This is a genomic window from Stenotrophomonas geniculata ATCC 19374 = JCM 13324 (assembly GCF_001431625.1).
Taxonomy (GTDB): Bacteria; Pseudomonadota; Gammaproteobacteria; order Xanthomonadales; family Xanthomonadaceae; genus Stenotrophomonas; species Stenotrophomonas geniculata.
Genome location: NZ_LLXT01000127.1, coordinates 26,708 through 52,593 on the forward strand (window position 1 = coordinate 26,708; position 25,886 = coordinate 52,593).

The 25,886-nt window shown below is 67.4% G+C and carries 18 protein-coding genes; 9 read left to right on the forward strand and 9 right to left on the reverse strand.

Annotated features, from left to right (window positions below):
* The first annotated feature begins 232 nt into the window (after positions 1–232).
* From ARC63_RS15955 to ARC63_RS15965, 3 genes are all read left to right on the forward strand, one after another.
* The gene (locus ARC63_RS15955; RefSeq protein ID WP_057503794.1) at positions 233–5,428 is read left to right on the forward strand and encodes an ESPR-type extended signal peptide-containing protein; all 5,196 of its coding nucleotides are present in this window, start codon (positions 233–235) and stop codon (positions 5,426–5,428) included.
* A 61-nt stretch (positions 5,429–5,489) separates the two neighbouring features.
* Positions 5,490–6,326, forward strand: a complete 837-nt coding sequence (locus ARC63_RS15960) for an OmpA family protein (protein WP_010485152.1) — start codon at positions 5,490–5,492, stop codon at positions 6,324–6,326.
* A gap of 121 nt (positions 6,327–6,447) precedes the next feature.
* Positions 6,448–6,738, forward strand: a complete 291-nt coding sequence (locus tag ARC63_RS15965; RefSeq protein ID WP_014037513.1) for a DUF6959 family protein — start codon at positions 6,448–6,450, stop codon at positions 6,736–6,738.
* An 85-nt stretch (positions 6,739–6,823) separates the two neighbouring features.
* On the opposite strand, the gene ARC63_RS15970 is transcribed toward ARC63_RS15965, so the two are convergent.
* Complete coding sequence (locus ARC63_RS15970; protein WP_057503795.1) at positions 6,824–7,651, reverse strand: class I SAM-dependent methyltransferase; 828 nt, start codon at positions 7,649–7,651, stop codon at positions 6,824–6,826.
* 63 nt (positions 7,652–7,714) lie between these two features.
* On the opposite strand from ARC63_RS15970, the gene ARC63_RS15975 reads away from it, so the two are divergent.
* Positions 7,715–8,122: a MerR family transcriptional regulator gene (locus ARC63_RS15975; RefSeq protein WP_019337863.1), complete on the forward strand. Its 408-nt coding sequence runs from the start codon at positions 7,715–7,717 to the stop codon at positions 8,120–8,122.
* Between the two features lie 15 nt (positions 8,123–8,137).
* Here ARC63_RS15975 and ARC63_RS15980 read toward each other — a convergent pair whose 3' ends face one another.
* The 3 genes from ARC63_RS15980 to ARC63_RS15990 form a co-directional block, all read right to left on the reverse strand.
* Positions 8,138–8,854 (reverse strand): MgtC/SapB family protein, encoded by a 717-nt coding sequence (locus ARC63_RS15980; protein ID WP_005409984.1) that lies wholly within the window; start codon positions 8,852–8,854, stop codon positions 8,138–8,140.
* Positions 8,855–8,955: 101 nt separating this feature from the next.
* Positions 8,956–10,728, reverse strand: coding sequence for a chloride channel protein (locus tag ARC63_RS15985; protein WP_057503807.1), 1,773 nt, complete (start codon positions 10,726–10,728; stop codon positions 8,956–8,958).
* Positions 10,729–10,790: 62 nt separating this feature from the next.
* Entirely contained in the window at positions 10,791–12,872 is a 2,082-nt protein-coding gene (locus tag ARC63_RS15990) for a TonB-dependent receptor family protein (RefSeq protein WP_057503796.1), read from the reverse strand.
* A 131-nt stretch (positions 12,873–13,003) separates the two neighbouring features.
* Here ARC63_RS15990 and ARC63_RS15995 point away from each other — a divergent pair, with 131 nt between their 5' ends.
* Positions 13,004–13,924, forward strand: coding sequence for a M14 family metallopeptidase (locus ARC63_RS15995; protein ID WP_057503797.1), 921 nt, complete (start codon positions 13,004–13,006; stop codon positions 13,922–13,924).
* A gap of 73 nt (positions 13,925–13,997) precedes the next feature.
* Here the strand turns inward: ARC63_RS15995 and ARC63_RS16000 are convergent, their stop codons facing one another.
* Positions 13,998–14,849 carry a LysR family transcriptional regulator gene (locus ARC63_RS16000; protein WP_057503798.1) on the reverse strand — a complete coding sequence of 284 codons (852 nt, stop codon included), beginning with the start codon at positions 14,847–14,849 and terminating at the stop codon, positions 13,998–14,000.
* 150 nt (positions 14,850–14,999) lie between these two features.
* On the opposite strand from ARC63_RS16000, the gene ARC63_RS16005 reads away from it, so the two are divergent.
* Together ARC63_RS16005 and ARC63_RS16010 are read left to right on the forward strand one after the other, a co-directional pair.
* On the forward strand, positions 15,000–15,353 hold the full coding sequence (locus ARC63_RS16005) for an SMR family transporter (protein WP_057503799.1): 354 nt from the start codon (positions 15,000–15,002) through the stop codon (positions 15,351–15,353).
* Positions 15,353–15,676, forward strand: a complete 324-nt coding sequence (locus ARC63_RS16010) for a DMT family transporter (protein ID WP_057503800.1) — start codon at positions 15,353–15,355, stop codon at positions 15,674–15,676. The genes ARC63_RS16005 and ARC63_RS16010 overlap by 1 nt, the downstream gene beginning before the upstream one ends.
* Positions 15,677–15,818: 142 nt before the next feature.
* On the opposite strand, the gene ARC63_RS16015 is transcribed toward ARC63_RS16010, so the two are convergent.
* From ARC63_RS16015 to ARC63_RS16025, 3 genes are all read right to left on the reverse strand, one after another.
* Positions 15,819–18,767, reverse strand: coding sequence for a TonB-dependent receptor (locus ARC63_RS16015; protein ID WP_057503801.1), 2,949 nt, complete (start codon positions 18,765–18,767; stop codon positions 15,819–15,821).
* Positions 18,768–18,836: 69 nt separating this feature from the next.
* Positions 18,837–19,781 carry a FecR family protein gene (locus tag ARC63_RS16020; RefSeq protein WP_057503802.1) on the reverse strand — a complete coding sequence of 315 codons (945 nt, stop codon included), beginning with the start codon at positions 19,779–19,781 and terminating at the stop codon, positions 18,837–18,839.
* The gene (locus tag ARC63_RS16025) at positions 19,778–20,296 is read right to left on the reverse strand and encodes a sigma-70 family RNA polymerase sigma factor (RefSeq protein ID WP_010485178.1); all 519 of its coding nucleotides are present in this window, start codon (positions 20,294–20,296) and stop codon (positions 19,778–19,780) included. The genes ARC63_RS16020 and ARC63_RS16025 overlap by 4 nt, the downstream gene beginning before the upstream one ends.
* Before the next feature lie 150 nt (positions 20,297–20,446).
* On the opposite strand from ARC63_RS16025, the gene ARC63_RS16030 reads away from it, so the two are divergent.
* Both ARC63_RS16030 and betT read left to right on the forward strand, forming a co-directional pair.
* Positions 20,447–20,827, forward strand: a complete 381-nt coding sequence (locus ARC63_RS16030) for a VOC family protein (protein ID WP_010485179.1) — start codon at positions 20,447–20,449, stop codon at positions 20,825–20,827.
* Positions 20,828–21,020: 193 nt separating this feature from the next.
* A complete protein-coding gene (gene betT / locus ARC63_RS16035; protein WP_010485181.1) occupies positions 21,021–23,000 on the forward strand; it encodes a choline BCCT transporter BetT in 1,980 nt (659 codons plus the stop codon).
* A gap of 108 nt (positions 23,001–23,108) precedes the next feature.
* On the opposite strand, the gene ARC63_RS16040 is transcribed toward betT, so the two are convergent.
* Positions 23,109–25,790 carry a TonB-dependent receptor gene (locus ARC63_RS16040; RefSeq protein ID WP_231298648.1) on the reverse strand — a complete coding sequence of 894 codons (2,682 nt, stop codon included), beginning with the start codon at positions 25,788–25,790 and terminating at the stop codon, positions 23,109–23,111.
* Positions 25,791–25,886: the final 96 nt, after the last annotated feature.

A 25,886-nucleotide genomic window follows, 5' to 3' on the forward strand; every position in this document is an offset into this window, starting at 1 on the left:
AAGCCCCGTAAGGGTTTCCCGGCAGTTCCTGCCGGAATTGCATATCCGCTTGCCGATATGGTTGCCGCTTCTGCATAACCGGCTGCCGATTCCGACCGTGGATTTGCCGGAATGCGCGATTGCCGTGCCGGAATGAAGTGCGCAGCCGCCGTTGCAAACGCTGAAATGTCAGTCACCTGCCTAACGGCAAGTCCACTGACATTCCAGTTGTTCGCCTACGGGGGAAATGCTCATGAACCGCATCTACCGGCGTGTATGGAACCGCCAGCTCAATGCTCTGGTTGTGGCCTCGGAACTGGCCACCGGCGACAGCGGCGGCAGCGCCGCCCGCGATCCGCGCAGTGCAATGCTGATGCCGACCGCACTGGCCCTGGCCCTGCTGTGCGCGCTGGCCAGCGGGCATGCAGACGCGTCCGAATCCAATCAGTCTCTACGTGACCTGCAGGCACTGGCCGCGAAGTACGCGCAGCCGATGCCGGCCAAGGTCGACGCGGAAGTGGCGCTGGCCGCCGCATCGCGCCAGGCGCAGAGCAGTCCGGCGATCAGCGCTGACGCGCGTGTCGGCCTGCAGCTGAGTACGAACTCGCTGCCGATCGTACGCGACGTGCTGCCGGCCACCGTGCAGGTGAAGCTGGCGGCGAACGCCGCGCCGAAGCAGGTCGCGGTTCCTGCGCTGGCTGCCGATGTCCGCGCCAATGTCGGGCTGGGTCATGCAGCGTCCCATGTGGCGAAGATTGATGCATCGCTGGCGGCCAACGTTGCGCCGTCCGCGCATGCGCCGCTCGGTGTGGCTGCGGATGCCCAGGCGAAGGCCGGCGTTGGCATCGCCGGTACCCAGGTGGCCTCGATCGATACCGGTGCCAAGGCGGCCGCCGCTGTTGCTGGCGCACCGGCTGGCTCGCTGTCCGGCCTCAAGGCGTCCGTTGACGGCAAGGTGGATTCGCAGCTGAAGCTGGCGGGCCACCAGATCGACGGCCAGGGGCAGGTCAAGGCGACGGCGGCGGTCACGCTGCCGGCCAAGGAGGAGCTGCCGGGCGAGACTCATGATCGTGCGATCACCGCGGCCTTCGATACCGGTGTTGCCGGCAAAGTGCGCGTGCAGGCGCCGGATGGCCAGGAGGTCGTGGCCGACCGCAATCTGAAGCTGGCCGGCCAAGCCACCGTGGCAGCGCAGAACAGCGCGCTGGGCGTCGGTGGCCTGGTGGGCGGCGTTGTCGGCGCAGCAGGTGGCGCCGTGGGCGGCGTGCTTGATGGCACCGTAGGCAACACGGTTGATGCGGTCGGCGGCGCCTTGCACGGCACGGTTGGAACGGTAGGCGGCGCAGTGGGCAGCACGCTCAATGGTGCCGTTGGCACGGTTGGCGGAGCCGTAGGCGGTGCGCTCAACGGCACCGTTGGAACTGTCGGTAGCGCGGTGGGTGGTGCGCTCAACGGTGCGGTTGGCACGGTCGGTGCAGTTGGCGGCACCGTGGGTGGTGCACTCAACGGGACGGTCGGTTCGGTCGGCAGCACCGTCGGTGGTGCGCTCAACGGTGCGGTTGGCACGGTCGGTGCAGTTGGCGGCACCGTGGGTAGTGCACTCAACGGGACGGTCGCTTCGGTCGGCAGCACCGTCGGCGGCGCGCTCAACGGTGCGGTTGGCACGGTTGGCGCAGTCGGCGGCACCGTGGGTGGTGCACTCAACGGCACGGTCGGTTCGGTTGGCGGTGCCGTGGGCGGCACGCTCAACAATACGGTGGGTGCAGTAGGCAGCACCGTCAGCGGTGTACTCAACGGCGCAACAGGTGGCAGCACCGGCGGCCTGGGTGGCCTGCTGGGCGATACACTCGGCAATGTCGGCGGCGCCGTCGGTAACCTGCTCAATGGCAACCTCAACGGCACCATCGGCAATCTCGGCAGTGCCGTAGGCGGCCTGGTCGGTGGCACGCTCGGCGGCCTCGGCCTGACCAAGCCCTCGGCGATCCCGCCGACCAGCCCGAAGGCGCCGGCTCCGGCCGACCCGAACGCTGGCCTGATCATCGGCACCGGCGGCCTGGTCGGTAATGTCGGGCAGCTGATCGGCCCGACCACCACCAGCCTGTTCGGCGGCAACGGCTACCTGAGCAACGGCAACCTCAAGCTCAGCAACGCCAACGTGATGCAGACCTACTCGACGGTCAATGTGCTGGGACTGCCGGTGGTCAACCTGTCGCCGGTCGGCAGCACCCTCAATGGCCTCGGCGGCGCTGTCACCGGCGGCAGCTCGCACCTGACCCTGATCGGTGGCGTCACCTCCGACAGCTACATCTACAACATCAACAACGGCAATCCGGGCGGCCTGCTGGGCCTGTTGCTGCCGAAGGATTCGCCGGCCTGGGCCGCCAAGTGCCTGGACATCGCCCTGGCCGACATCTCCTGCTGGGCCGTCAACGCCGCGCAGGACTACCAGGTGCTGATGGGCGACGGCGCCTTCGCCAACGGCTCGAAGGAAGTGGTGATCGGTGCCAATGCGCGGCACGAACTGCCGAAGGTTGATGCCAACGTGGCCTTCCCGGGTGCAGGCACCAATGACCCGAGCAACCCGACCGGCGTGCCGACCGCGGACTACGCCGCACGCATGGGCCACTCGGTGATCGTCGGTGACAGCGCGGTGGGTACTGCCAACGGGCAGACCCTGCTCGGTGCCGAGGCCACCTCGAACCAGGCCAATTCGGTCGCACTGGGCTACCGCTCGGCCGCGCTGCGCGGTGCCCAGGCCAGCTACAGCGCCTATGGCCTCACTGCGCCGCAGGTCTCTGCCGGTGAAGTGTCGGTGGGTACCGCCGGTGGCGGTGAGCGCCAGATCACCAACGTCGCGGCGGGTAGTGTCAATACCGATGCGGTCAACGTGGCCCAGCTGAAGGGGGCCATCAGCCTGATCGATGATGTGGCGGCCGCTGCGGTGACCTATGACCTGGACGGTGCCGGCAACCCGAACTATCGCCGTGTCACGCTCGGCGCGGGCACCGGCACCACCACCATCGGTAACCTGGCTGGCGGTGCGGTCACGGCCGGCAGCCTGGAAGCGGTCAATGGTGGCCAGCTGGCGGCGACCAATGCTGCCATCGCCAGCTTCTTCGGCGGCCGCGCAGCCTTCGATCCTGCCAGTGGCGCGTTCACTGCGCCCCTGTTCGAGATCAGCACCATCTCCACCGGCGGCGCCATCGCCAAGGGCCTGTATGAGAACGCTACCGATGCCTTCGCCGCGGTCGATGGCTCGCTGGTCAACCTCAACACGCAGATCACCGACATCCGTAACGGTGGCACCAAGTACCTGCGGGTGAACTCGACCGGTACCGAGGCCCTGGCCAGCGGTGCCGACTCGATCGCAGTCGGCACCAATGCTCGCGCAACCGCCGCCAACAGCATCGCGGTCGGTGCCGGCAGCCTGGCCGATCGTGCCAACAGCGTGTCCATCGGTGCCGCCGGTGCCGAGCGTCAGGTCACCAACATGGCGGCCGGTACCGCAGCGACCGATGCAGTCAACCTGGGCCAGCTGCAGGCCTCGGAGCAGGGCGCCCTGCGCTATGACCTCAACGGCGACGGCAGCGTCAACTATGCCAGCGCCACGCTGGGCCAGGCTGGCACCGCCACCACGCTGCGCAACCTCGGCCCGGGCCAGGTCAGTGCCACCAGCAGCGAGGCCATCAACGGTGCCCAGCTGTTTGCCGCCAACCAGGCCGTTGCCACCCACCTCGGAGGTGGTGCAGCGGTCAATGCCAGCGGTGTGCTGACCGCACCGACCTACGCGATCAACAACGTCGCCGCCAACGGCACCGTCACCAAGGGCAGCTACAACGACGTCGGTACCGCCTTCGATGCCGTCAGCAACTCGCTGGCCAACGTCGCCGACCAGACCGGCGAGATCGACAAGCTGGCCGTGAAGTACGACGTCGACGGCAGCGGCAACGTGCTCAACAGCGTGACGCTGACGGGCACCGGCACCGGCGCGGTGAAGATCACCAACGTCGCCGCCGGCAGCATCCTGGCCGGCAGCAGCGATGCCATCACCGGCGACCAGCTGTTCAACACCAACAGCACCATCGCCAACTACTTCGGTGGCACCACCGCGTACAACGGCACCACCAATGTGTGGACCGCGCCGAAGTTCAGCATCTCCAGCATCGCCACCGACGGCACGTTTACCAGCGGCGACTACAACAACGTCACCGCCGCCTTCACTGCGGTGGACGGCTCGCTGAAGGTCCTCAACCAGCGCATCACCAACGGCGGCGGTGGCAGCGCCTACCTGGCGGTGAACTCGACCGCAGCGGCTGCAACGGCTGCCGGCGCGGAAGCGGTGGCTGTCGGCCCGCAGGCCAGTGCGGCCGGTGCCAACAGCGTGGCGGTCGGCAACGGTGCCAGCGCCAGTGCAGGCAACAGCGTCGCCCTGGGTGCCGGTTCGGTGGCCAGCGTTGGTGCGCAGAGCGGCTACACCGGTGCCTACGGCCAGACCGGCGCCAGCAACTCGGCCGGTGAGGTCTCGGTCGGCAGCACCGGCAGCGAGCGCAAGATCACCCACGTTGCCGATGGCTCCGACACCTACGACGCAACCAATGTCGGCCAGCTGAAGAATGGTGTGAACTACGCCATCGATGAGTCGAAGAAGTACACCGACCAGAAGATCCAGAACATCACCAACGTGGCCGGCAGCTTCCGCGCCAACAACACCAACAACCTGGCCGATCCGTCCGCCAGCGGTGCCAACTCGGCCGCCGGTGGTGCAGGCTCCACCGCCGCCGGTGCCAACTCGACCGCGCTGGGCAATGGTTCGCAGGCGCAGGCCGACAACTCGGTGGCGCTGGGGGCGGGTTCGGTGGCGAACCGGGCCAACACGGTCTCGGTCGGTGCCAGCGGCGCCGAACGCCAGGTCGTCAACGTGGCTGACGGTTCGCAGGCCACCGATGCGGTCAACGTGCGCCAGCTGCAGGCCTCGCAGCAGGGCACGATCCGCTACGACACCACGGTGAACGGTGCGACCAACTACAACAGTGTCACGCTGGGCAGCACCAACAGCGGCCCGACCACGGTGCGCAACGTCGCCGCCGGCACCGCCGGTACCGACGCAGTCAACGTGGACCAGCTGAAGTCGGGCATGGCGCAGACCCTGGACTGGTCGAAGGCCTACACCGACGAGCGCATGGGGGGCTTCGAGCGCGACCTGCGCAAGACCGACAACCGCGCCTCGGCCGGTATCGCTTCGGCGATGGCCACCGCAGCCCTGCCGCAGCCCAGCGAAGCGGGCCGCAGCATGGCCTCGGTCGCTGCCGGCAGCTACAACGGCGAGTCGGGCGTGGCGGTCGGTATCTCCGGTGTCTCCGAGGGAGGGCGCTGGATCTACAAGTTCAGCGGCTCCACCAACAGCCGTGGCGAGGCCGGTGTGGCCGTCGGTGCCGGCATCCAGTGGTGATCCCCGCCGCCGGGCCGCACGCGCGGCCCGGCATCGCGGAAACGTCCATAGGGGGAATGACATGAAACAGCATCGCATCGCCCGCACCGGCCAGATGGCCGCAGTGCTGGGCCTGGTCCTGGGAATGGGCCTGCTGGCCGCCTGTCGCAGCCATGCGCCGGCCGCCGAGGGTCCTGCCGAAACCACCGCCGTGCAGTTCCCGGAGGCTTCGAAGGCCTCGTTGAAGGAAGGCATCTATCCCGACGTCGCCGACCTGCGCCGTTTCGCGCCGGGCATGAGCAAGCGCCAGCTGTATACCTTGCTGGGCACGCCGCACTTCAACGAAGGCATGTGGGGCGTGCGCGAGTGGAACTACCTGTTCAACTTCCGCACCGCGCAGGGCGCGGAGTATTTCACCTGCCAGTTCCAGGTGCGCTTCGACAGCAAGGGCATCGCCCAAGGGGGCTACTGGAAGCCGGAATCGTGCGCGGCGGTGCTGGAACCGCCGCGGCCGCCAGCGCCGCCAGCACCGGCACCGCTGCCGGAGCAGCCGCTGCGGTTGTCGGCGGATGCGCTGTTCGGGTTCGACAGCGCGGTGCTCAGTGCCGAAGGCCAGCAGGCCGTACAGGGCGTGCTGGCGCAGGTGCGCGAGGCCAGTCAGGTGCAGTCGATCCGGGTGACCGGGTACACCGACCGTATCGGCAGTGCCAGCTACAACCAGACCCTGTCGCAGCGACGTGCCGAGGCAGTGCGCAGCGCGCTGGTGCAGGGTGGGGTGCCTGCGGCCAGCATCAGCGCCGAAGGGCGGGGCGCAGCCGAGCCGATCGTGCAGTGCGAGCAGCGCAACCGTCGCGAGCTGATCGCCTGCCTGGCGCCGAACCGGCGCGTGCAGATTGCTGGAATGGCCCAGCCGCGCTGAGAGTCCCACACCGGGGTCATGCCCCGGTATCCCGAGTCCCCCCTGACCGTCGGCAGGACGTGGTTACGTCTCCCCCGTTGACCATGCCTGCCGGCGGCTCAGGTTTTCCATGGTGCACGCGATGAACGCCCAATTCCTGCCTCTTTCCATGAAGACGGAAGCCACATTGAGTGTGTACGGCCAGCTCGGCAACCATGCGGTGGTGCGCATTCCCGGGCGGCGCCTGCCGGGCTTGATCCTGCAGGCAGACACCGTGGCCGGCTTCCTTGCCCAGCTGCAGGAAGCGCAGGCCTGCCTGCGCAGTGGTCGCGCACAGCGCACCGACGCCGAACTGGACATGCTCATCGACGTGTTGCAGCAGTGGTATGCGCTGATCGAATCGCGCCTGGCCGACGCCGGCGAGGCACTGTAGAAGAAAAAGGGGACGGAGGGGATTAAGTCGTTCCCGGCACGGCAGGGACATGGACGACTTAATCCCCTCCGTCCCCTTTTCTGTGTCATGCGCGTGCGCGGATCAACCAGCAGGCAGCATCCACGCGGATCCGATCGCCGTCGATGAATGGTGTGAATGCTGCCAGCGCCTGGTCGCGCAGCCCGGCGGCCTCCACTTCGGGCAGCGCCCGCAGCGCCTGGCCCACCGGGCCCAGCTGGCCGACGTAGGTCGGCAGCTCATCGCGTGCGATCGAACACGGAAGGTCCACCGCAACCACCTCCACATCCTTCCAGCCGGCAGCCTGCAACAGGCGCTGCACGCGTTGGCCATCTGCGAAGGCGAACTGTCCCGGGGCACCGGGTGCGCGCGGCGGAAGCTCAAGCGCATCGCCGATCGCGCGCTCGGCCGTGGTCATGAATGGATTCTCGTCAGCGCTGCGCCAGGCAATGAAACGCAGGCCGGCACCGGGCCGCGTGGCGCGGTGCAGGTTGGCGAAGGCCGCACCGGTATCCTCGAAGAACATCACCCCCAACCGCGACTGGATCCAGTCGAAGTGCGCGGAAGGCAGAGGGTGCCGTTGCGCGTCGGCAAGGATGAAGTCAGCGTCCAGCCCCGCCGTTTCTGCCCGTTCGCGCGCCGTTGCCAGCATCGGTGCGGAGATGTCCAGGCCGGTGCAGTGGGCGGCCGGGCGTGCCGCACCGGCGGCAAGCAGGCTTGCGCCCGTGCCGCATCCGATGTCGAGCAGTTGCGTGACGGTTTCTGGCAACTCGGCGACCAGCAGGTCGGCCATCGGCTGGAACAGGCCATCGAGGATGGCCTGCTGGGCGACCCAGATCTGGCCGCCGGGACCGTTCCAGAGGGTGTTCTGATCAACGGGGGATGTGCTGGCCATGGTCTTGCCTTGTCTGGAAGTGGCCCATAGGTTGCTGCTTGAAGACGACTTGAGGTCAAGCCCATGCGTGAACTGGATATCGGCGAGGTGGTCAAGCGCAGTGGCGTGCCGGCCTCGACCCTGCGTTACTACGAACAATTGGGCTTGTTGCAGGCCCTTGGGCGTCGCGGCCTGCGCCGGCAGTATGACGAGCAGGTGCTGGAACGGCTGGCGCTGATCGGTCTCGGCCAGGCGGCCGGGATGTCACTGCAGCAGATCGGGGCATCGCTGCCACCGCAGCGTGGATGTATCTCCCTGGATCGTGAGGCGCTGCTGGCGCAGGCTGATGTGCTGCAGAGGCAGATCACCCAGCTGCAGCGGGTGCGCCGGCACCTGCAGCGCGCGGCGGCCTGCCCGGAAGCGCAGGATGCGCGGCAGTGCGGTTCATTCCGCAAGCTGCTGCGGGCACAGCAGCGCATGGCGGGTGGGTGAGTTGCCGGAACCGGCTCAATCGCGGGTACTGACTTCCCAGGTGGCATGCAGGACGCCCGGCACGTGCTCCATCCGCGCCAGCACCACGTCCAGCTCATCGGCACTCACGGCGGTACTGACCAGCACCGCGATCACATCGGTGGGTGCATCGGCATGCTCGACCACCTGCACATCACCGACCGGATACTGCGCTGCTTCCAGCGCGTCGACCAACCGCTCGCGCACGCGCGGCACGGCTTCGGCATCCACGCTCAGGCGCACTTCGTAGGTCGCCTCGGTGGCGGCCTCATTGATCGGAATGCGGTTGATCGCATTCACCAGCGGCCGCAGCAGGGTGTTTCCGGCGATGATCAGCACGGTCAGCAGCACGCCTTCGGCCAGCATGTCCGCGCCGGTGCAGCTGCCCACCGCCGCAGAGCACCACAGGGTGGCGGCGGTGTTCAGGCCGCGCACGTTCATGCCTTCCTTCATGATCACGCCGGCGCCGAGGAAGCCGACGCCGGAGACCACGTAGGAGATCACCCGCACCGCCTCGGCGCTGCCGGCGATGCGCATGCCCAGGTCGACGAAGGCAGCGGCGCCGACGGCCACCAGCACGTTGGTGCGCAGGCCGGCGGTGCGCTGCCGGTACTGGCGTTCGGCGCCGATCAGCGTGCCCAGTACGAAAGCGGCCAGCAGGCTGACCACGGTGTCGGCGAAGGGACCGGCCTGGAAGGTCTCAATAAAGCGCATGGCCGGAGTCTACCCCGGTCATGTGACGGTAGATCCATGCCATGCGTGGATACCCGGATGGGCCACAAATGAATTAATCCCCTCCGTCCCCTTTTTCGGGCTCAGTCGGTGTCGTCGACGCGCTCGCCCATCAGCTCGCGCTGGCGCTTGTCCAGTTCTTCGGCGTAGCGCTTGCGCACGAAGGCTTCGGAGACGACGCCCAATACCTGGCCGTCGGCAGCCACCACCGCCAGCTCGTCGGCCTGGGTCTGGTCGAAGCGCTGCATCACGCTGACCACGTCGGAGGACGGTGCCAGCGAGACGTCACGGTTCTCGGCCAGTTCGCCGATCAGGGTTTCCGGCTTCACGCCATCGCCGTAGACCCGTGGAATCTGCACGATGCCGGCATAGTGGCCCTCGCTGTCGATCAGGATCACCCGGGTGCCCGAGCCCAGCGGGAAGCGCTGGCGGAACGCGGCGGCATCGAGATCGGCCGGGGCGGTCGCCACGCCCTTGCGCATCAGCCGGCCGGCGTTGAGGTTCTGCACCCAGCCCACGTCGCGGGCGCTCTTGATGGTCTCGCCGCGCAGGTGCATGCGCCAGGTCGAGAACGAGTAGCCGAACCACTGCCGCACCAGCGTGCTGGACACCAGTACCGCGCTCATCACCACGCTGGTCAGCAGGAAATCGTGCGTGCCTTCCAGCACCAGCATGGCCATGGTCATCGGCGCGCCAACGACGGCGGCGGCCAGTGCGGCCATGCCGGCCAGCGCGGCCGAGGTGGCGTCGATCACCGGAACGCCGGTGGCCATGCCCAGCAGTCCAGCGAACAGCGCGCCGACCAGGGTGCCCATGAACAGCGAGGCGAAGAACAGTCCGCCACGGAAGCCGAAGCCGAGCGAGATGCCCGAGGCCAGGCACTTCAGGGTCAACAGGCCGCCGATCCAGATCAGCGGCAGGTGCGTGGTCAGGTCCAGATGCAGGGCGCCGTGGCCGGACGACAGTACCTGCGGGCTGGCCAGTGCCAGTGGAATCAGCAGCAGTCCACCCACCACCGGCCGTCCCCACGCGGGCAGGGGGCTGCGCTTGACCGTGCCTTCGATCGAGGCGATCAGCCGCATGATGGCGATGCCGACCATCGCGCAGCAGCAGCCGAGCAGGCCGTAGATCGCGTAGTCGGCGGCGCGCACGTCGATGGTCGAGGCCGCTGGCAGTAGATAGGCTTCGATGCCGGCCTGGTCGGCCACGAACGCGCCGGCCAGCGCTGCGACGGCCACCGGTGCCAGCGCAGCGGGGGTGTAGGCGCCGATGACGATCTCGAAGGCGTAGAACGCACCGGCCAGCGGCGCACCAAACGCAGCGGCGATGGCACCGGCGGCACCGGCACCGACCAGGATGCGCACGTCGTTGCGACGCAGGCGCATCACCCTGCCCAGTTGCGAGCCGCTGCCCGCGCCCATCTGCGTATACGAAGCCTCAAGGCCGACCGACGCGCCGCAGCCATTGGACAGCAGGGTCTGGGTCAGCACGATCAGGTTGTCGCGCATCGACATGCGGCCGCCGTGCAGCGCATTGGCTTCCACCGCATCGAGCAGTGGCCGTTTCAGTCGCGTCGCCGCCAGGCTGACCAGGCCGACCAGCAGCCCGCCCAGTGGCAGCACCAGTAGCGCGGTCCAGGTCAGCGAGGGCAGGGAGCTCAGCCGCATGCCGTCGTCCAGCCCATACAACGTGCCCTGCAGCCAGCGCGCGATGCCCGACTGCAGCAGGGTCAGGTAGCCGGCGATCAGGCCAACCAGCAGCGCCAGCGCGATGAACCACAGGTCGCTGCCGCGCAGCCGCAGGCGCAGGCCCTGGAAGGCCAGATGCAGGCGCGATGGCGAAACAGGCAGTGACATGGTGGCGGCATGATACGCCGCCACCGTGAGCGCCACCGTCACCGCATCGGGCGGCTACCGGCTCAGAAGCGGTAGCGGCCCTGCACGTAGAAGGTGCGCGGCGCGGCCACCATGCGGCCTGCGTTGCCATCGACGTTGCGGGTGTACCAGCGCTTGTCGGCCAGGTTGTTCACGCCCAGTGCGATCTCGCTGTCACCCAGCCCCGGCACCTGCCAGGCCACCTGGGCATTCCACAGGCGTACGCCCGGCACGCGTCCCACGCGCGCGTCAGCGCTCTCGGCCCAGGTGTTGGCGGCGTCGGAGAACTGGCCGCTCTGGTGGGTGCTGGAGACGTTGAAGGTCCAGCCGGCCAGCGCGTAGCGGGCGCCGATGCTGTCGGTGTCGCGCGAGTAGAACGGCACGTCCAGGCCACGGTTGTCGCCGGACTGCTGGATCGCCTTGGTCCAGCTGTAGTTGGCGTACAGCTCCAGCCCGGCCAGCGCGCCGTCCTCGGCGAAGTGGTACTCCAGTGCGCTCTCCACACCCTTGTGGTCGGTGGCACCAATGTTCTGGAAGGTGGGCGGGGTGATGCCCGGCACCTGCAGGATCTGGTTGTCGAAGCGCATCTTGAACACGGTCACTTCCGCGCGCAGTGCCCCATCCTGCCAGCGTGCGCCCAGCTCGGTGGTCCTGGCCACTTCCGGGTTCAGCGGATTGCTGGCGGTCTGCGAATTGAGCTGGATGTTCTGTACCGGTCCGAACGAGGTGGTGTAGTTGCCGAACACGGTCAGCTGCGGAGTCAGCAGGTAGGCGATGTTGATCGAGGGCAGGGCCTTGTCGTTGCGGCTGCTGAAGGTCGCCGTGCCTCCGGCCTGGCGGCGGTCCATGTCGATCCATTCCATGCGCACGCCGGGCGTGATCCGCCACTGGCCGATCGCAATGCGGTCGTCGATGTAGAAGGCGTGCGCGTCGGTGGCGTTGTCGAAGCGGGTGGTGGCACTGGCCGCGCCGGTGCGGCGGGCGACGGTGTAGCTGCGGTCGTTGCCGCGCTCGCGCAGGAAGCGGTAGCCGGCGGTGATGTCATGCACCGCGCTGCCCCAGTGCAGGCGCTGGGTATAGCGCGGCTCGATGCCGAGCACGCGGTAGTCGCGCGGCTGCACGGTCAGCTGGGTGTTGGCGGCGTTGATCAGCGAGCTGGCACGGGTGCTCTCGTTGTAATAGGCCAGCACCTCGAACTCGCTGTTGGCCGACAGCGCGTTGGTGTAGCCCAGGTCGATGCCGGTGCGGTGGCCCTTCCAGAAATCGGTCGGCCGGGTGTTCTGGAACGGATCGGCCTCGTACTGCGCACGGGTCAGGCCGCCCGGCGTCAGCGAGCGTACGTCGTAGTAGGACAGCTTGGCACGCAGCTCCTGCTGTTCGTCGATGGCGTAGGCGAACTTCAGCGCGAGATCGTTGAAGCGGTCATCGCTGCCCTGGCGCCAGCCGCGACCATCCTGGCCGGAGTACAGCAGGGCGGCGCCCAGATCGTTGTCGCCGGTACCGCCAAGGAAGGCGTTGTACTGGGTGCTGTCACCGCCGCCATGGTCGTAGGCGGTGTAGCGGACGCCGGCTTCGCCGTGCAGGCCGGCCTCGGTGGGAATGGCGCGGGTGCTGAAGTTGATGATGCCACCGACGTTCTGCGGCCCGTAGCGCACCGCGCCGCCGCCGCGCACCACGTCGATCGACTCGATGTTGGACAGGCTGGTCGGCGCGAACGACAGCTGTGGCTGGCCATACGGCGCCACCGCCAGCGGCACGCCGTCCAACAGTACGGTCGAGCGCGGCGAGTAGCGCCCGGTGAGGCCGCGCACGCCGATGTTCAGCGACACCGAACTGCCAGCGGTGCCGGAGTTGTCGGTGACCTGCACACCCGGAATACGGCGCATGGCATCGCCGAGGCTGGCCGCGCCGCTGGCCTCGATGCGCTGGCGGTCGACCACGGTGCGCGCGCCGGCAAAGCGCTTGACGCTGTCATGCAGGCCGGTACCCAGCCAGCTGCCGGAGACCTGGATGCTGTCCAGCGTGGTGGCGCCGTCCTGGGCGAAGGCACGGGTGGTCGGGAGCAGGCACAGGGCGAGGGCGGCAGCCAGGAGCAGGCGGGCCGGTTGCAGGGCGAGGATGGGCATCGGTGCAGGCTGTGGAAGGTCGTAAATGAGAATTATTGCTGATTCCATTCGCTATTGGAATGCGCCTTCGGTTCATGCCGATGCCCCGGTGATACAGTGAGCGATTGCTTCCTGACTCGCTGAGATCTGCCATGTCCCAAGCCGCTTTCTACCCCGTCGGAACCCCTGGCCAGCCGTGGGGAGCGGCGGAACGGGAGGCGTGGCGTGGCCGCCAGCAGCGCCTGCGTCGCTATGACGAGGAGGTGCTGCCCCGCATCGAGGCGCTGGCTTCGCGCTTCGACAAGGTGGCCTATGGCCAGCTCGACTACGCTGGCGAGACCTACACTCTGTTCGCCCTGCGCAGCCGCGATTGGAACCCGGCGCTGCCGGCTGCCCTGGTTACCGGTGGCGTGCACGGTTATGAGACCAGCGGCGTGATGGGCGCGCTGGAATTCCTCGAAAGGCACGCCGCCGACTACGCCGGCAAGGCCAATCTGCTGGTGGCACCGTGCGTGAATCCGTGGGGCTTCGAGCGCATCAACCGCTGGAACTTCGATGCGATCGACCCGAACCGCAATTTCCGCGCCGATGGCCCGGCCCGCGAGTCGACCGCGCTGATCGAGCTGATCGCACCGATCAAGGACCAGTTCGTGCTGCACATCGACCTGCACGAGACTACCGACAGCGACGAGAGTGAGTTCCGCCCGGCGTTGGCCGCGCGTGACGGCAAGCCGTTCGAGCCGGGCCTGATTCCGGATGGCTTCTATCTGGTGGACGACAGCGAGAACCCACAACCGGCCTTCCAGCAGGCGGTGATTGCCGAGGTGGAGAAGGTCACCCACATCGCGCCGGCCGACGACAAGGGCGAGATCATCGGTTCGCCGGTGGTCGCTCACGGCGTGATCGAGTACCCGCTGGTGAAGCTGGGCCTGTGTGCCGGCATCACCGGTGCGACCTACACCACCACCACCGAGGTCTACCCGGACAGCCCGCGGGCGACCCCGCAGCAGTGCAACGACGCCCAGGTGGCAGCGGTGTGCGCGTCGCTGGATTACGCGCTCGCCCATCGTTGATGGAAAAGGGGACGGAGGGGATCAAGTCGTTTGCGGCACAAACGACTTGATCCCCTCCGTCCCCTTTTTCGGTTCACCCCAACGCGTCGGCCCACCACAGCGCCGCCGGCCCCGGCGGCGTGTCGCGGCGCCACAGCAGGTCGCTGTGGATGCGTCGTGGCCAGCCGGGCAGAGTCAGTTCCACCAGCTGCCCGCGGTCGTAGCGCTGTACCAGCGCGCGTGGCAGCTCGGCCCAGCCGATGCCGTCCTCGGCCATCTCCATCACCATCAGGTAGTCGGTGGCGGTCCACGCCAGCCCGGTAACCGCCCGCGCATGGTCGACCTCCGCGCTCAACCGCACCTGCCGGTGCCGTGCCAACTGGGAAGCCGCATGGCGGCCGGCGTCGGCCAGCGCATGGTCGCGCGCCACATACACCGACAGTTCGCTGTGATGGGCCAACGGCCGTGCCACCAGACCATCCGGGTAGCTTTCCTGGCGCGGCAGCAGGCCCAGCGCGGCGCGACCACTGCCGACCAGTTCCAGCACGTCTTCGCCTTCGGCATCCAGCCATTCCAGTTCGATCTCGGGGAACGCTTCGGCAAAGCGCTGCAACACGCGCTGCTCCGGATCGAGCTGATACACGTCGGAGAACACCACGGTCAGCCGCGCTTCGACCGGGGCGGCCAGCCGCACGCTCAACTGCTGCAGGCGGGTATCGGCGGCGAGGATTTCCTGGGCATGGCCGAGCACCTGGCGCCCGGCTTCGGTCAGCTGCGGGTAGCGTCCACTGCGGTCGAACAGGCTGACGCCCAGGTCTGCCTCCAGGTGGGCGATGGCGGTGCTGACCGTCGATTGGGTCTTGCGCAGGCGACGCGCCGCCGCCGAGAACGATCCGAGCGCGGTCGCTTCGACGAACGCCTGCAGGGATTCAGGGGAATAGGGCATTGATCCATCGCTCCTGTCGATGGTATCCATTTTGAATCGACCGTAAAAGGCGATGATACTGTCCGCCGTCGCCCCTGTCTGCGGGGCATCCACGCATGGCGTGGATCTACTGAGGGCGGGGCGCTGTCCGCGTCCCGCAAGGAGTTTCACATGTCCCGTATTGTTCCCGCCCGTGGCGCGCTGGTCGCCTGGGCCTGCCTGACCGTGGCGATCGTTGCCGAAGTGGTCGGCACCTCGTTCATGGCCCATGCCGCCCGCGATGGTGGCTGGACCGGCTACCTGATCATGGCCGGCGCGTTGGCGCTGTCCTATTACTTCCTGGCCCTGTCGGTCCGCCGCATCGCGGTCGGTGTCGCCTATGCGGTGTGGGAAGGCCTGGGCCTGACCCTGCTGACCGTGGTCGGCCTCACCGTGTTTGGCGAGAGCCTGTCGCTGCAGCAGCTGGCCGGCCTCGTGCTGGCGGTGGTCGGCATCGTCTGTGTCACCCTCGGGGAGGCGCACTGATGAATACCCTGGCTCTGTTTTTCGTGATCTGTTCTGCGCTGATCGACGTTGCCGCCAACATGATGGTCGCCAGGTCGGAGGGCTTCCGCCGCTGGCGCTGGGGCGTCGGCGCGGTCGTCATGGTCTGGATCGCCTTCGCCCTGCTGGGCCAGGCGGTGCGCTACATGGACCTGGCCACCGCCTATGCGATGTGGGGTGCAATCGGCGTGATCGGTACCGCCACTTGCGGCCGCCTGCTGTTCGGCAACCGCCTGCGCCCGATCGGCTGGATCGGCATCGCGCTGGTCACTGTTGCGGTGCTGCTGCTCAGCACCGCGAAGTAACGCGTTGTTGTGCCAACCAAGGTTGGCACCTACGCGTGCTGAGTTGCTGTGCCAACCCGGGTTGGTACCTGTCAGAGCGTGAGCCGCCGCATGCAGACGCCCCGGGGATGATCTCCCCGGGGCGCTGCGGTTTCTGCAGCGGTCAGAAGCGTGCGGTGAAGTTCAATCGCGTGGTACGGCCCGGGCCGGGCATCAGGCTCATCGCCAGCGTGTCCATGTAGTAGGTGTTGCGCAGGTTGCTGACCACCAGTTCCACTTCGGCCTTCGGGGTGAACTGCCAGCGCGCATAGAAGTCGTAGATCGCGGTGGGCAGGTAGATGTTCTGCAACCCGGTCGAGCCGGTGGTATTCCAGGGCTTGTCCAGTTCGTGGGTGGGGCCGCTGTTGTAGGTGCGGCGGATGCCGGTATCCAGCCGCTTGCCGAACAGGCGGAAGCCCAGCGTGCTGTGGATCGAGTACTTCGGCGGATTCTGTGCGTTGACAAACGAGGTACCGAAGCCGCCATCCACGCAATCCGGCGTGCTGTCCAGCTTGCTCCACTTCGCATAGGGGTCTTCACGCAGGCGCTTGGCGGTGGCCGCGTCGCAGGTGCGCGCGCGCTGGTAGTAGCTGGCCGACAGGTCCAGGTAGGCGATGCCGGCGTCATAGCCGGACTGCAGCTCGTAGCCGGATACCGTGTAGTTGTCCACGTTGTCGACATAGAACGCCCAGTTGCTGGAGTCGAAGCGACGGGTGATCGCGTTGTCGATATCGTTCTTGAACCAGGCCACCTTGAACGCCAGGCGGTCGCCATCGCGCCACAGGTCCTGCTTGAGCAGGCTGAAGCCGATGTCCCAGGAACGGTTCTTCTCCGGCTTCAGGTCGGCCACCGGTGCCGAGGTGCTGTTGCCCAGCGTCGATGCGAACAGACTGGGCATCTTCCAGCCCTGCGCGTACTTCACGTAGAAGAACATGTCCTGATCGAGGCTGAAGCGGGCCTCTGCGTACGGCGCGAAGCCGTGGCCGGAACGGCGGATCGCCGGCTTGTAGCCCCATGCGGTGGGAATCTGCTTGGTGTAGAAACCGTTGGCGCCGCGCGGGTCGGGAATGAAGCCATCGAAGTCGTAGCTCTGGCCCAGCGTGCTGCCGCCGTAGGGCGTAGCGCGCAGCGAGTCATACGTGTAGTTGCCCTGTGCATCCGGGTACCACTCCTTGTACCAGCCCGGCAGCAGCTGGCCCCCCTTGCTCAGGCGCGCGAAGGTATAGCGCAGGTCGCGCGATTCGCTGACGAAGGCCACGCGATTGCGGTCGCGGGTGCGGTAGTCGATGAAGCGGCCGCCTGCGGTCAGCGACAGCCAGTCCCACGGCTGCCATTGCAGCGAGGCGACAACGCTGGCTTCGCGCCGCGTGCCGGAGCGCAGGTAGCGGTTGTTGTTGTAGTCCACCGGCAGCACGGGCGAGTTCGGTGCGGTGTCCTCATGCTGGAACGCAGCGCCGTAGCGCAGCGTCCAGTCGCCCAGGCTGTTGCTGAAGCGGGTGGTGTTGCTGCTGTCCACGCCCCAGCGCCGGGTCTTCACGTCCGACTGCAGGCCCGGGCCATAGGTTTCCCCCAGCGTATCCGGCATCTGGTCGTTGGGCACGTCCTTGAACAGCGGCGTGTTGGCGATGTTGCTGTTGAACATGCGGCTGGTGGCGGTGGTGAACCACAGCGTGCTGCTCAGGTCCAGCCACGGGTGTGCCTCGGGCCGGTAGCGGTGGCGCAGCGAGGTGGCGTTGAGCCGCATTTTCCCTGGCTCGAACTGGAACATGGTGTTGGCCTTGTCCACGTAGGTCACCCATTCGTTGGACTCACCGACACGGCCGATCGCCGAGGGCATGATCTCGCCGAAGCTGGAGTTGAAGTAGCGGTGGCTCAGCTCAAGCCGCTGGTCGGGGTTGGGCGTCCAGGTGAATTTCAGCAGCGCCGATTCGTTGTCGGTGTGCGTGTTCAGCACTTCATCACCCGAGTGGTACATGTCCGAGACCGCCTGGCTGGACATGCCGGTACCGCCGCTGGACAGGTGCTGGTCGTCGTAGCGGTGCGCGCCGTTGCTGCCGGCGAAGTAGTTGCCCTGGCGGCGACGCGCGTAAGCGGCCACCAGCTGCCAGTCCTCGCCGCGCTGGGCGAAGGCCACGCTGCCGTTCCAGTCGCGCGGGTCACGCAGGCTGTTGCGGTTGTCGCTGCCGCGCGCGATCTGCTTGAAGGTACGGGTGCGGTCGATGCTGTTGTCGGCCACGCCACCGCGCACGCGCAGTCCCCAGGCCTCGCCCTCGTCGAGGATGTCATCGATGTTCAGCGTCTCCATGTAGACCACGCCGCCGATCGCGCTGGCGGCGTTGGCGGCCAGGCTCGGCCCCTTCTCGATGCTGATCGCGCTGATCAGGTCCGGGTCGAGGTAGCTGCGCTGCTGCACACCGGCATAGCCGCGGTACACGTCGATGGCCTGCTGGCCGCCGTCGATGATCACCGGCACCCGGTTCTGGCCCTGCAGGCCGCGGATGTTCACGTCCAGCGCACCACCATTGCGTACGTCTCCGGTGTGCACGCCGACTGCGCCGGCCAGCACATCGCCGATCGACTGGCCGCGGAAGCGTTCCAGCTGCTGGTGGTCCAGATGCACGCGCGAGCCGCTGTCGCGGTATACGGCATCGGCATCGACCAAGCCCCACGGCGAAGCACCTTCGCTGGCCTGGCCGGCTACGCGCAGGGTGCCGATCTGGCGCACACCAGCATCGGTTGCGGGGGCGGCCTGCAGCACCACGCCGCTGGCATCACGCTGGAACGACAGGCCGGTGCCGGCCAGCAGCTGCGCCAGCGCGGCCTCGGTGTTGAGCGAGGCCTGCACGCCGCTGCTGTGGCGGCCGCGGGTCAGGCGCGCATCGGTGGCGATGGACAGGCCGGACTGCTGGCCGAACGTGGTCAAGGCCTGGTCGAGCGGTCCGGCCGGGATCTGCCAGCGAACGGCAGCGGCGGCATCCTGTGCGTGGGCGGCCGCCGGCAACAGGCACGGCGTGAGCAGGGCCAGGCACAGCGCGATGGCAAGCGGGCGAGGGGAAGGGCAGGGTCGTTTCATGGGGGCGGCAACATCCGCAAGGGGTTCCCTTGTAGTGCCCGCCGAGCGCGCAGAAAGGGAACCGCGATTTCAACGCGGACGCACAACGGTCCACCACGGCCAACGCTGCTCGATGCGGATCGGCAGGGCGCGCGCCAGCAGTTTCAGGGCCTGCAGGCTGTCCAGGCGCGGCAATACCGCGGTGACATTCAATGCGGACAGTGCCGGATCACAGCCCAGATAGCCCTGATGGTGACGGGCCAGTTCGTCGATCACCCGGATCAACGGCGTGTCCTGCACCTGCAGGCGTCCGTCCTGCCAGTCGCCGCGCAGAGGATCGGCAGCGATCGTTGTGAGTCCCCCCATCGGTCCGATCTGCAGCGCACTTCCCGCAGGAACATCCAGCGCCGCACCGAACATCGGCAGGCACCGCACCACACCCTCGAACACGTCCACCCGGCCGTCCTGCGCTTCGCGGCCGACCGCGAAGCGGGTGCCGATCGGCCGCAGGCGCGCCCCGGGCACATGCACGGTCAGGGGCAGGCCGACGAATGCAGGGTGGTGGCCGGTCTGCAGCAGCAGTTCGCCGCGCAGCAGATGCAGGGCGCGGTGGCCGTTGCCGATGTCGACGGTCACTTCGCTGCCGGCGTTGAGCCACAACTGGCTGCCATCGGCCAACGTCCAGTGACCGGTACGCCCGGCAGCGGTGCGGTGCGTCTGCAGGCGGCGCTGCGCCTGAAGCCCATGCAGGCCGAGCAGGGAGACCGCGCCGATGCCGAGGGCGCCACCGATGCCGCGCAGCGCCCGCCGCCGGCGAAGGCGCGCAGCATCAAGTGCCGTTGCGGCTGCCGGAGCCGACAGCGGGGCGAACGATTGCCAGACCGCCTCGACCCGTCGCCAGGCGTCGGCGTGACCCGCATCGGCCTGCAGCCAGGCGTGCCAGCGTTGCTGGTCGCCGTCGCTCCAGCCCTGTTGGCGCAGCGCGAACCATTCGGCAGCCTGTTCCAACGCAGGGCCGGCCAATGCCGCGCTCATGCCGCCGCGTCGCCGGACAGGCGCAGGCAATGCAGCATCGCCTGCGCCATGTACTTCTTGACCATGCGCTCGGACACGCCCAGCTGCACGCCGATCTCTGCATAGCCCAGGCCGGACAGCCGCGCCAGCAGGAACGCGCGCCGTGGCCGCTCGGCGAGGCCGGACAGCATGTCGGCGATGGCATGCAGCAACTGCAATGCCTGGGTGCGCTCCTCTGCCGAGGGATGCACCGGCTCCGGTTGGGCGGCCAGCGCGGTCAGGTAGGCGCGTTCCAGGTCCGCGCGCTGCCAGTGGTTGACCAGCAGGGCGTGCGCGATGGTGCTGAGATAGGCGCGCGGCAAGCGCAGTTCTGATGGATCGACACGACGGCTGAGCAGGCGCAGGAAGGTGTCCTGGGTCAGGTCGGCGGCGCAGTCGGCGTTGTGCGTGCGGCGGCGCAACCAGCCGAGCAGCCAGCCATGGTGTTCGCGGTAGAACCCCGCCAGCGCAGTGCTGGAGGCGGCGGGCACGGCCATCGGCATTGATCATTAATGAGAATGATTCCCATTATAGAATGATCGAGCGGCGCGCGACAAACGTTGCGCGGGGCGCAGCGGGGGAGGTCGCCGGATTTGCGATGCCCGACGTGCTCGCCGACACTGCGGTTTTCCACAGGGAGTGCCCGCATGTTCAGCCACATCACCGTTGGAACGAACGACATGGACGCCGCGCATCGCTTCTACGATGCACTGTTCGGTGCGTTGGGCGCACGTCCGGGCGTCTTCGATGACAAGGGCCGTCTGGTGTATTTCAAGGATGGCCGTATGTTCATCGTCACCGCGCCGATCGACGGTCAGCCGGCATGCCACGCCAACGGCGGCACCATCGGCTTCACCCTCGACAGTGCTGAGGCCGTGCGTGGCTGGCAGGACGCCGGCGTGGCCCATGGCGGCACCGCCATCGAAGACCCGGCCGGCATCCGCAGCATGGCCGGGCGCCAGCTGTTCCTGGCCTATCTGCGCGACCCGGATGGCAACAAGCTGTGCGCGGTGCATGTGATGTCGTAATTGGACAGTACGCGCGTGGCCGCGTCGCAGGCAGTGCGCGCGGCTGTGCTCGCAGGCGTCTGCCAGCGCGCGCGTGATAACACGTAATGGTGGATCGGGCCTGTGACCGCTGGCCACAACTTCATGCTCTGTCCACTGCGGTTCAGCCACAATCGGTCGGCTAACCCTTTGATCTACCGGAGAACGCCGCCCCATGGATGTACTGGAGCCGCAACAATCCCCGGTGCGCACCCTTCGGCCTGTGTTCGCCTTCGCGGCGATCGTTGTCGTGGCGTTCGCGCTGTTCGTCAGCCTGTTCCCGCTGGGCGCAGGCCGCCTGCTGCTGAAGGCGCAGGACTGGGCCGCACTCAACGTCGGCTGGTACTACCTGCTGGCCATGACCCTGTACCTGGTGTTCGTGGTCGGCGTTGCGCTGTCCAAGTACGGTGGCATCAAGCTCGGTGCCGACCATGACGAACCGGAGTTCAGTTACCTCTCCTGGGCCGGCATGCTGTTCGCTGCAGGCATCAGCATCACCCTGTTCTTCTTCTGCGTTTCCGAGCCGCTGACCCACTACCTGCAGCCGCCGCAGGGCGATCCGGCGGCGGGCGAGGCCGGCGCGCGCCAGGCCATGCAGCTGCTGTTCCTGCATTGGGGACTGCATGGCTGGGGTGTGTTCGCGCTGGCGGCGATGGCGATGGCCTACTTCGCCTACCGCCACAACCTGCCGCTGGCACTGCGCTCGGCGCTGTACCCGCTGATCGGCAAGCGCATCAACGGCCCGATCGGTTACACCGTGGACGCGCTGGGCATCGTCGCCACCGTGTTCGGCATCGGCGCCGACATGGGCTTCGGCGTGCTGCACCTCAATGCCGGGCTGGCGCACCTGTTCAACATCCCGCATTCCAACCTGGTGCAGATCATGCTGGTGGTGGCGATGATGGGTGCGGCAGTGGCCGTGGCCGTCTCCGGCGTGGAGAAGGGCGTGCGCTGGATGGCCAACATCAACATGCTGCTGGCGATCGCGCTGGTGCTGTTCATGCTGTTTGCCGGGCCGACGCAGTACCTGTTCAGCACCTTGATGCAGAACCTGGGCGACTACCTCGGCAGCGTGGTCGGCAAGAGTTTCGATGTGTATGCCTACGGCGGCCGACCGGAATGGCTGGGCGGCTGGACGGTGTTCTACTGGGCCTGGTGGATCGGCTGGGCACCCTTTGTCGGGCTGTTCATCGCGCGCATCTCGCGCGGCCGCACCATCCGCGAATTCGTGTTCGGCGTGCTGCTGATTCCGCTGGGCTTCACCCTGGCCTGGCTGTCGATCTTCGGCAACAGCGCGCTGGACCAGGTGCTGCACCACGGCCAGCAACAGTTGGCGCAGCTGGCGGTGGATGATCCACCGACCGTGCTGTATGCGCTGCTGGACGGCTACCCCTGGAGCCGCGCGGTGATCACGGTGACAGTGCTGGTCAGCTTCATCTTCTTCGTGACCTCGGCCGACTCGGGGGCGGTGGTGTTGTCCACGCTGTCCTCGCATGGCGGCGCACCCGAGGATGATGGTCCGCGTTGGCTGCGGGTGTTCTGGGGCACGGTGATCGCGGTGCTGACCGCGGGCCTGTTGCTGGCCGGCAGTATCGACGCACTGAAATCGGCGGTGGTGCTGGCGTCGTTGCCGTTCTCGGCGATCCTGTTGTTGATGATGTGGGGGCTGACCCGCGCCTTCAGTGACGAATCGCACCGCAAGCGCGCGCTGCAGTACCGGCCATCGCCGCTGATCGGCGACGATCGCCACCACCAGGGCTGGCGCCAGCGCCTGAGCCAGGCGATGCATTTCCCGGTGCGCGACCAGGTCTACCGCTTCATGGATGACACGGTGAAGCCGGCGATGGAAGCGGTGGCCGAGCAGCTGCGCGGGCAGGGCTGGGACGTGGCCACGCGCTTCGAGGCGGGCGACATGGAGTTGACGGTCAACCATGGCGAGCAGCAGGACTTCCTGTACCGGGTGATCCTGAGCGGTTACCTGACCCCGTCGTTCGCCGCACAGCAGCTGCGCAACCAGCGCTACTACCGCGCCGAGGTGCACCTGTTCGAAGGCAGCCAGGACTACGACCTGGTGGGCTACAGCCGCAAGCAGATCATCAACGACATCATCAGCCAGTACGAACGGCACCTGCAGTTCCTGCACCTGAGCCGGTGATGCGGTGGGTGCGGACCGTTGGTCCGCACCCCCCTGTAGAGCCGAGCCCGCGCTCGGCTCCTCGGTGTCGGAAGAGCAGCCGAGCATGGCTCGGCTCTACAGTGGCAATCAGAACCTGTAACGAGCGCCCAGCGAGACGAACTGTCCGCGCAGGTTGTACTGGCTGATGTCGAAACCGTTGGAGCCACCGGCGGGGTCGAACGGCGGGTCCTTGTCGGTCAGGTTCAGCACCGACAGCGACAGCGTGGTGTTGGGAATACCTTCGTACGCTACGTACAGGTCCAACTGGTGATACGGCTTGATGCGGTCGCGCAGGCCCGGGTTGCTGGTTGCCGTCGCCACACGCTGGTCGTAGCCACTCACGTACTGGAGGCTCAGCGTACTGCTCCAGTCGCCCACCGCCCAGTTCAACGAGGTGGTGCCGCGGGTACGCGGCAGCGCGCCGTGGCGGTTGTTGCCGGCGCCGTCATACGGTGCCTGCCCAGCCACCAGCGGCTGCTTGAAGCTGAGCAGGTGGGTCCAGCTGCCGGCCACGGTGAAGGTGCCCCAGCCCACGGTGCGGAAGGTGCGGTTGGCGTCCAGGTCCAGGCCCGAGGTGGTCAGTTCGCCCTGGTTGGCGTACTGGTTGGTGATGAACTGGATGCGTCCCTGCGCATCACGTTGCACGCGACCGGGGAACAGCGTCGGGTTGTCGACGATGAACTGCGCGCTGTCCGGCTTGACCAGGTTGTCCTGCTCGATGCGGTACCAGTCCAGGCCGATGCTGGTATCACCATCCGGCGACCACACTGCACCCACGTTGAAGTTGCGCGAGCGCTCCGCCTTCAGATCCGGGTTGCCGGTGCGGATGTTGGTCACGCCACGGCTGCCGCCCGGTTGCAGCGGATCCAGCGGATCGATCACCGAGCCGTAGCTGACGGTCTGGCCCGGCGCGATCTCCGGCAGCGAGGGTGCCCGGAAGCCGCGCGAGAACGAGCCGCGCAGCAGCAGGCTGTCCAGCGGCTGCCAGCGCAGCGCCACCTTCGGCGAGAACGCCTTGCCGAAGTCATCGTAGTGATCGCCGCGGCCGGCCACCTGCAGCTCCAACGTGCGGTGCAGCGGCACGCTCAGTTCGGCATAGGCGGCGCTGACCTGGCGCTCGCCATTGACCACGTTGATGGCCGGGCGCAGTTCGGTGCCCGACAGCACCTGCGCACTGGTGCGCGCGTCCAGCGATTCCTTGCGGAACTCCGCACCCCAGGCAAAGCCGACCGTACCGGCGGGCATCTCCCACAGCGAGGTGGAGGCCTTCACGTTCAACGCGTGCAGCTTGTACCAGCCCGGACGCTTGGTCTGCAGGCGCAGTGCATCCAGCGCGCCCGGCGTGCTGGACGGGTTGAGGAAGTTGTAGCTGCCCTCGCGCAGGATCTGCTCGAACGCATAGCGATCGACGAAGTTGTCGACGTACTCGCGCTGTGCACTCTGCGAGGTCAGTGCCGCCACTTCCCAGTCCCAGCGTTCGCCGCTGCCGCGCACGCCCGCCAGGGCACGGTAGAACACCTGCGTGTTGTCCTTCAGGCGCGGGCCGAGATCGAAGAAGGTGTACTCGAACGGCAGTGGCGTGCTGCCCGGGTTGTTGGGATGGCCGACCGGCAGCACCGCCGGCACGTCGATGAGCGTGCCGGTAGCCGGGTTGTAGGCACGCAGGCCGGGGCCAACGGTCAGCGGCGCACTGAAGATCTGGTCGGCCTTGTTGTGGCTGTACAGCACGTCGGCGAACGCTTCGACACTGTCATTGAAGCGGTAGGTCGCACTCAACGACGCCTGCAGGCGCTCGGCGCCGGGCTGCAGGGTCTTGAACGGCTGCGCGTTGAAGGCGCAGGCCTGGCCGGGCAGGGTGCTGCCGAAATCGCTGTAGGGACGCAGCTGACTGCCATCCGGGCAGTTGGCGAACGGTTGCGGCGCGCGCGGGTTGGACAGCCAATTGCCACCGGCGGTGGACCAGCCGGCCAGGCGTCCGCCGGGCTTGTCGCGGAAATCGCCGCTGCGGGTATAGGCGCGCTGGTCGGCGTCGAGGCGATCACGCTTGAGCAGGTCCAGCCCGAACAGCACGTTCCAGCCCTGCTGCTCCAGGTCGCCGAAGCCGGCCAGCAGGTTGGCCTTGCGTTCGTCCAGGCCGCCCTGGGTGGCGGTACCGAAGCCGCCGCCCACTTCCACGCCCTGGAAGTTCTTGCGCAGGATGATGTTGATGACACCGGCGATGGCGTCGGAGCCATACACCGCCGAGGCGCCGTCCTTCAGCACTTCGATGCGTTCCACCGCGCTGATCGGCAGCGCGTTGAGGTCGACGAAGGTGTCCTGGGTATTGAGCGCGAAGCCGAAGTTGGACACGCGGTAGCCGTTGACCAGCACCAGTGTGTTCTTCGGCGACAGGCCACGCAGGCCGATCGAGGCCGAGCCGGCGGCGAAGCTGCCGGTGTACTGCTCGTCGAAGCTGTTGCCGGCATTGGCCGACAGGTTGCGCAGCACGTCGGTGAGGGTGGAGCGGCCGGTCTGCTCGATCTGTTCGCGGCTGACGATCTGCACCGGGTTGGGCCCGGCGGTATCGCTGCGCTTGATGTTGGAACCGGTCACCAGCACGGTGCCGAGGGTGGTGCTGTCCTTGCCGGTGTCGGCGGATTCAGCGGCGCCGGCAGCGCCGGCGGTGAGGCCCAGCGCAATGGCGCCAGCAAGCAGGTTCAGGGTGGTGCGGTACATGGAAGCGACAACGCCGAACGGGGGAGGAGCCGTCAGTACCGCATGCAGGTACATGCACCTTCCAATGACGAAAGCGCATTCAGTTATACATCACAGGTTCTTAACGAACCGGCTCGGTGGGTGCGGACCGTTGGTCCGCACGCCCCTGTA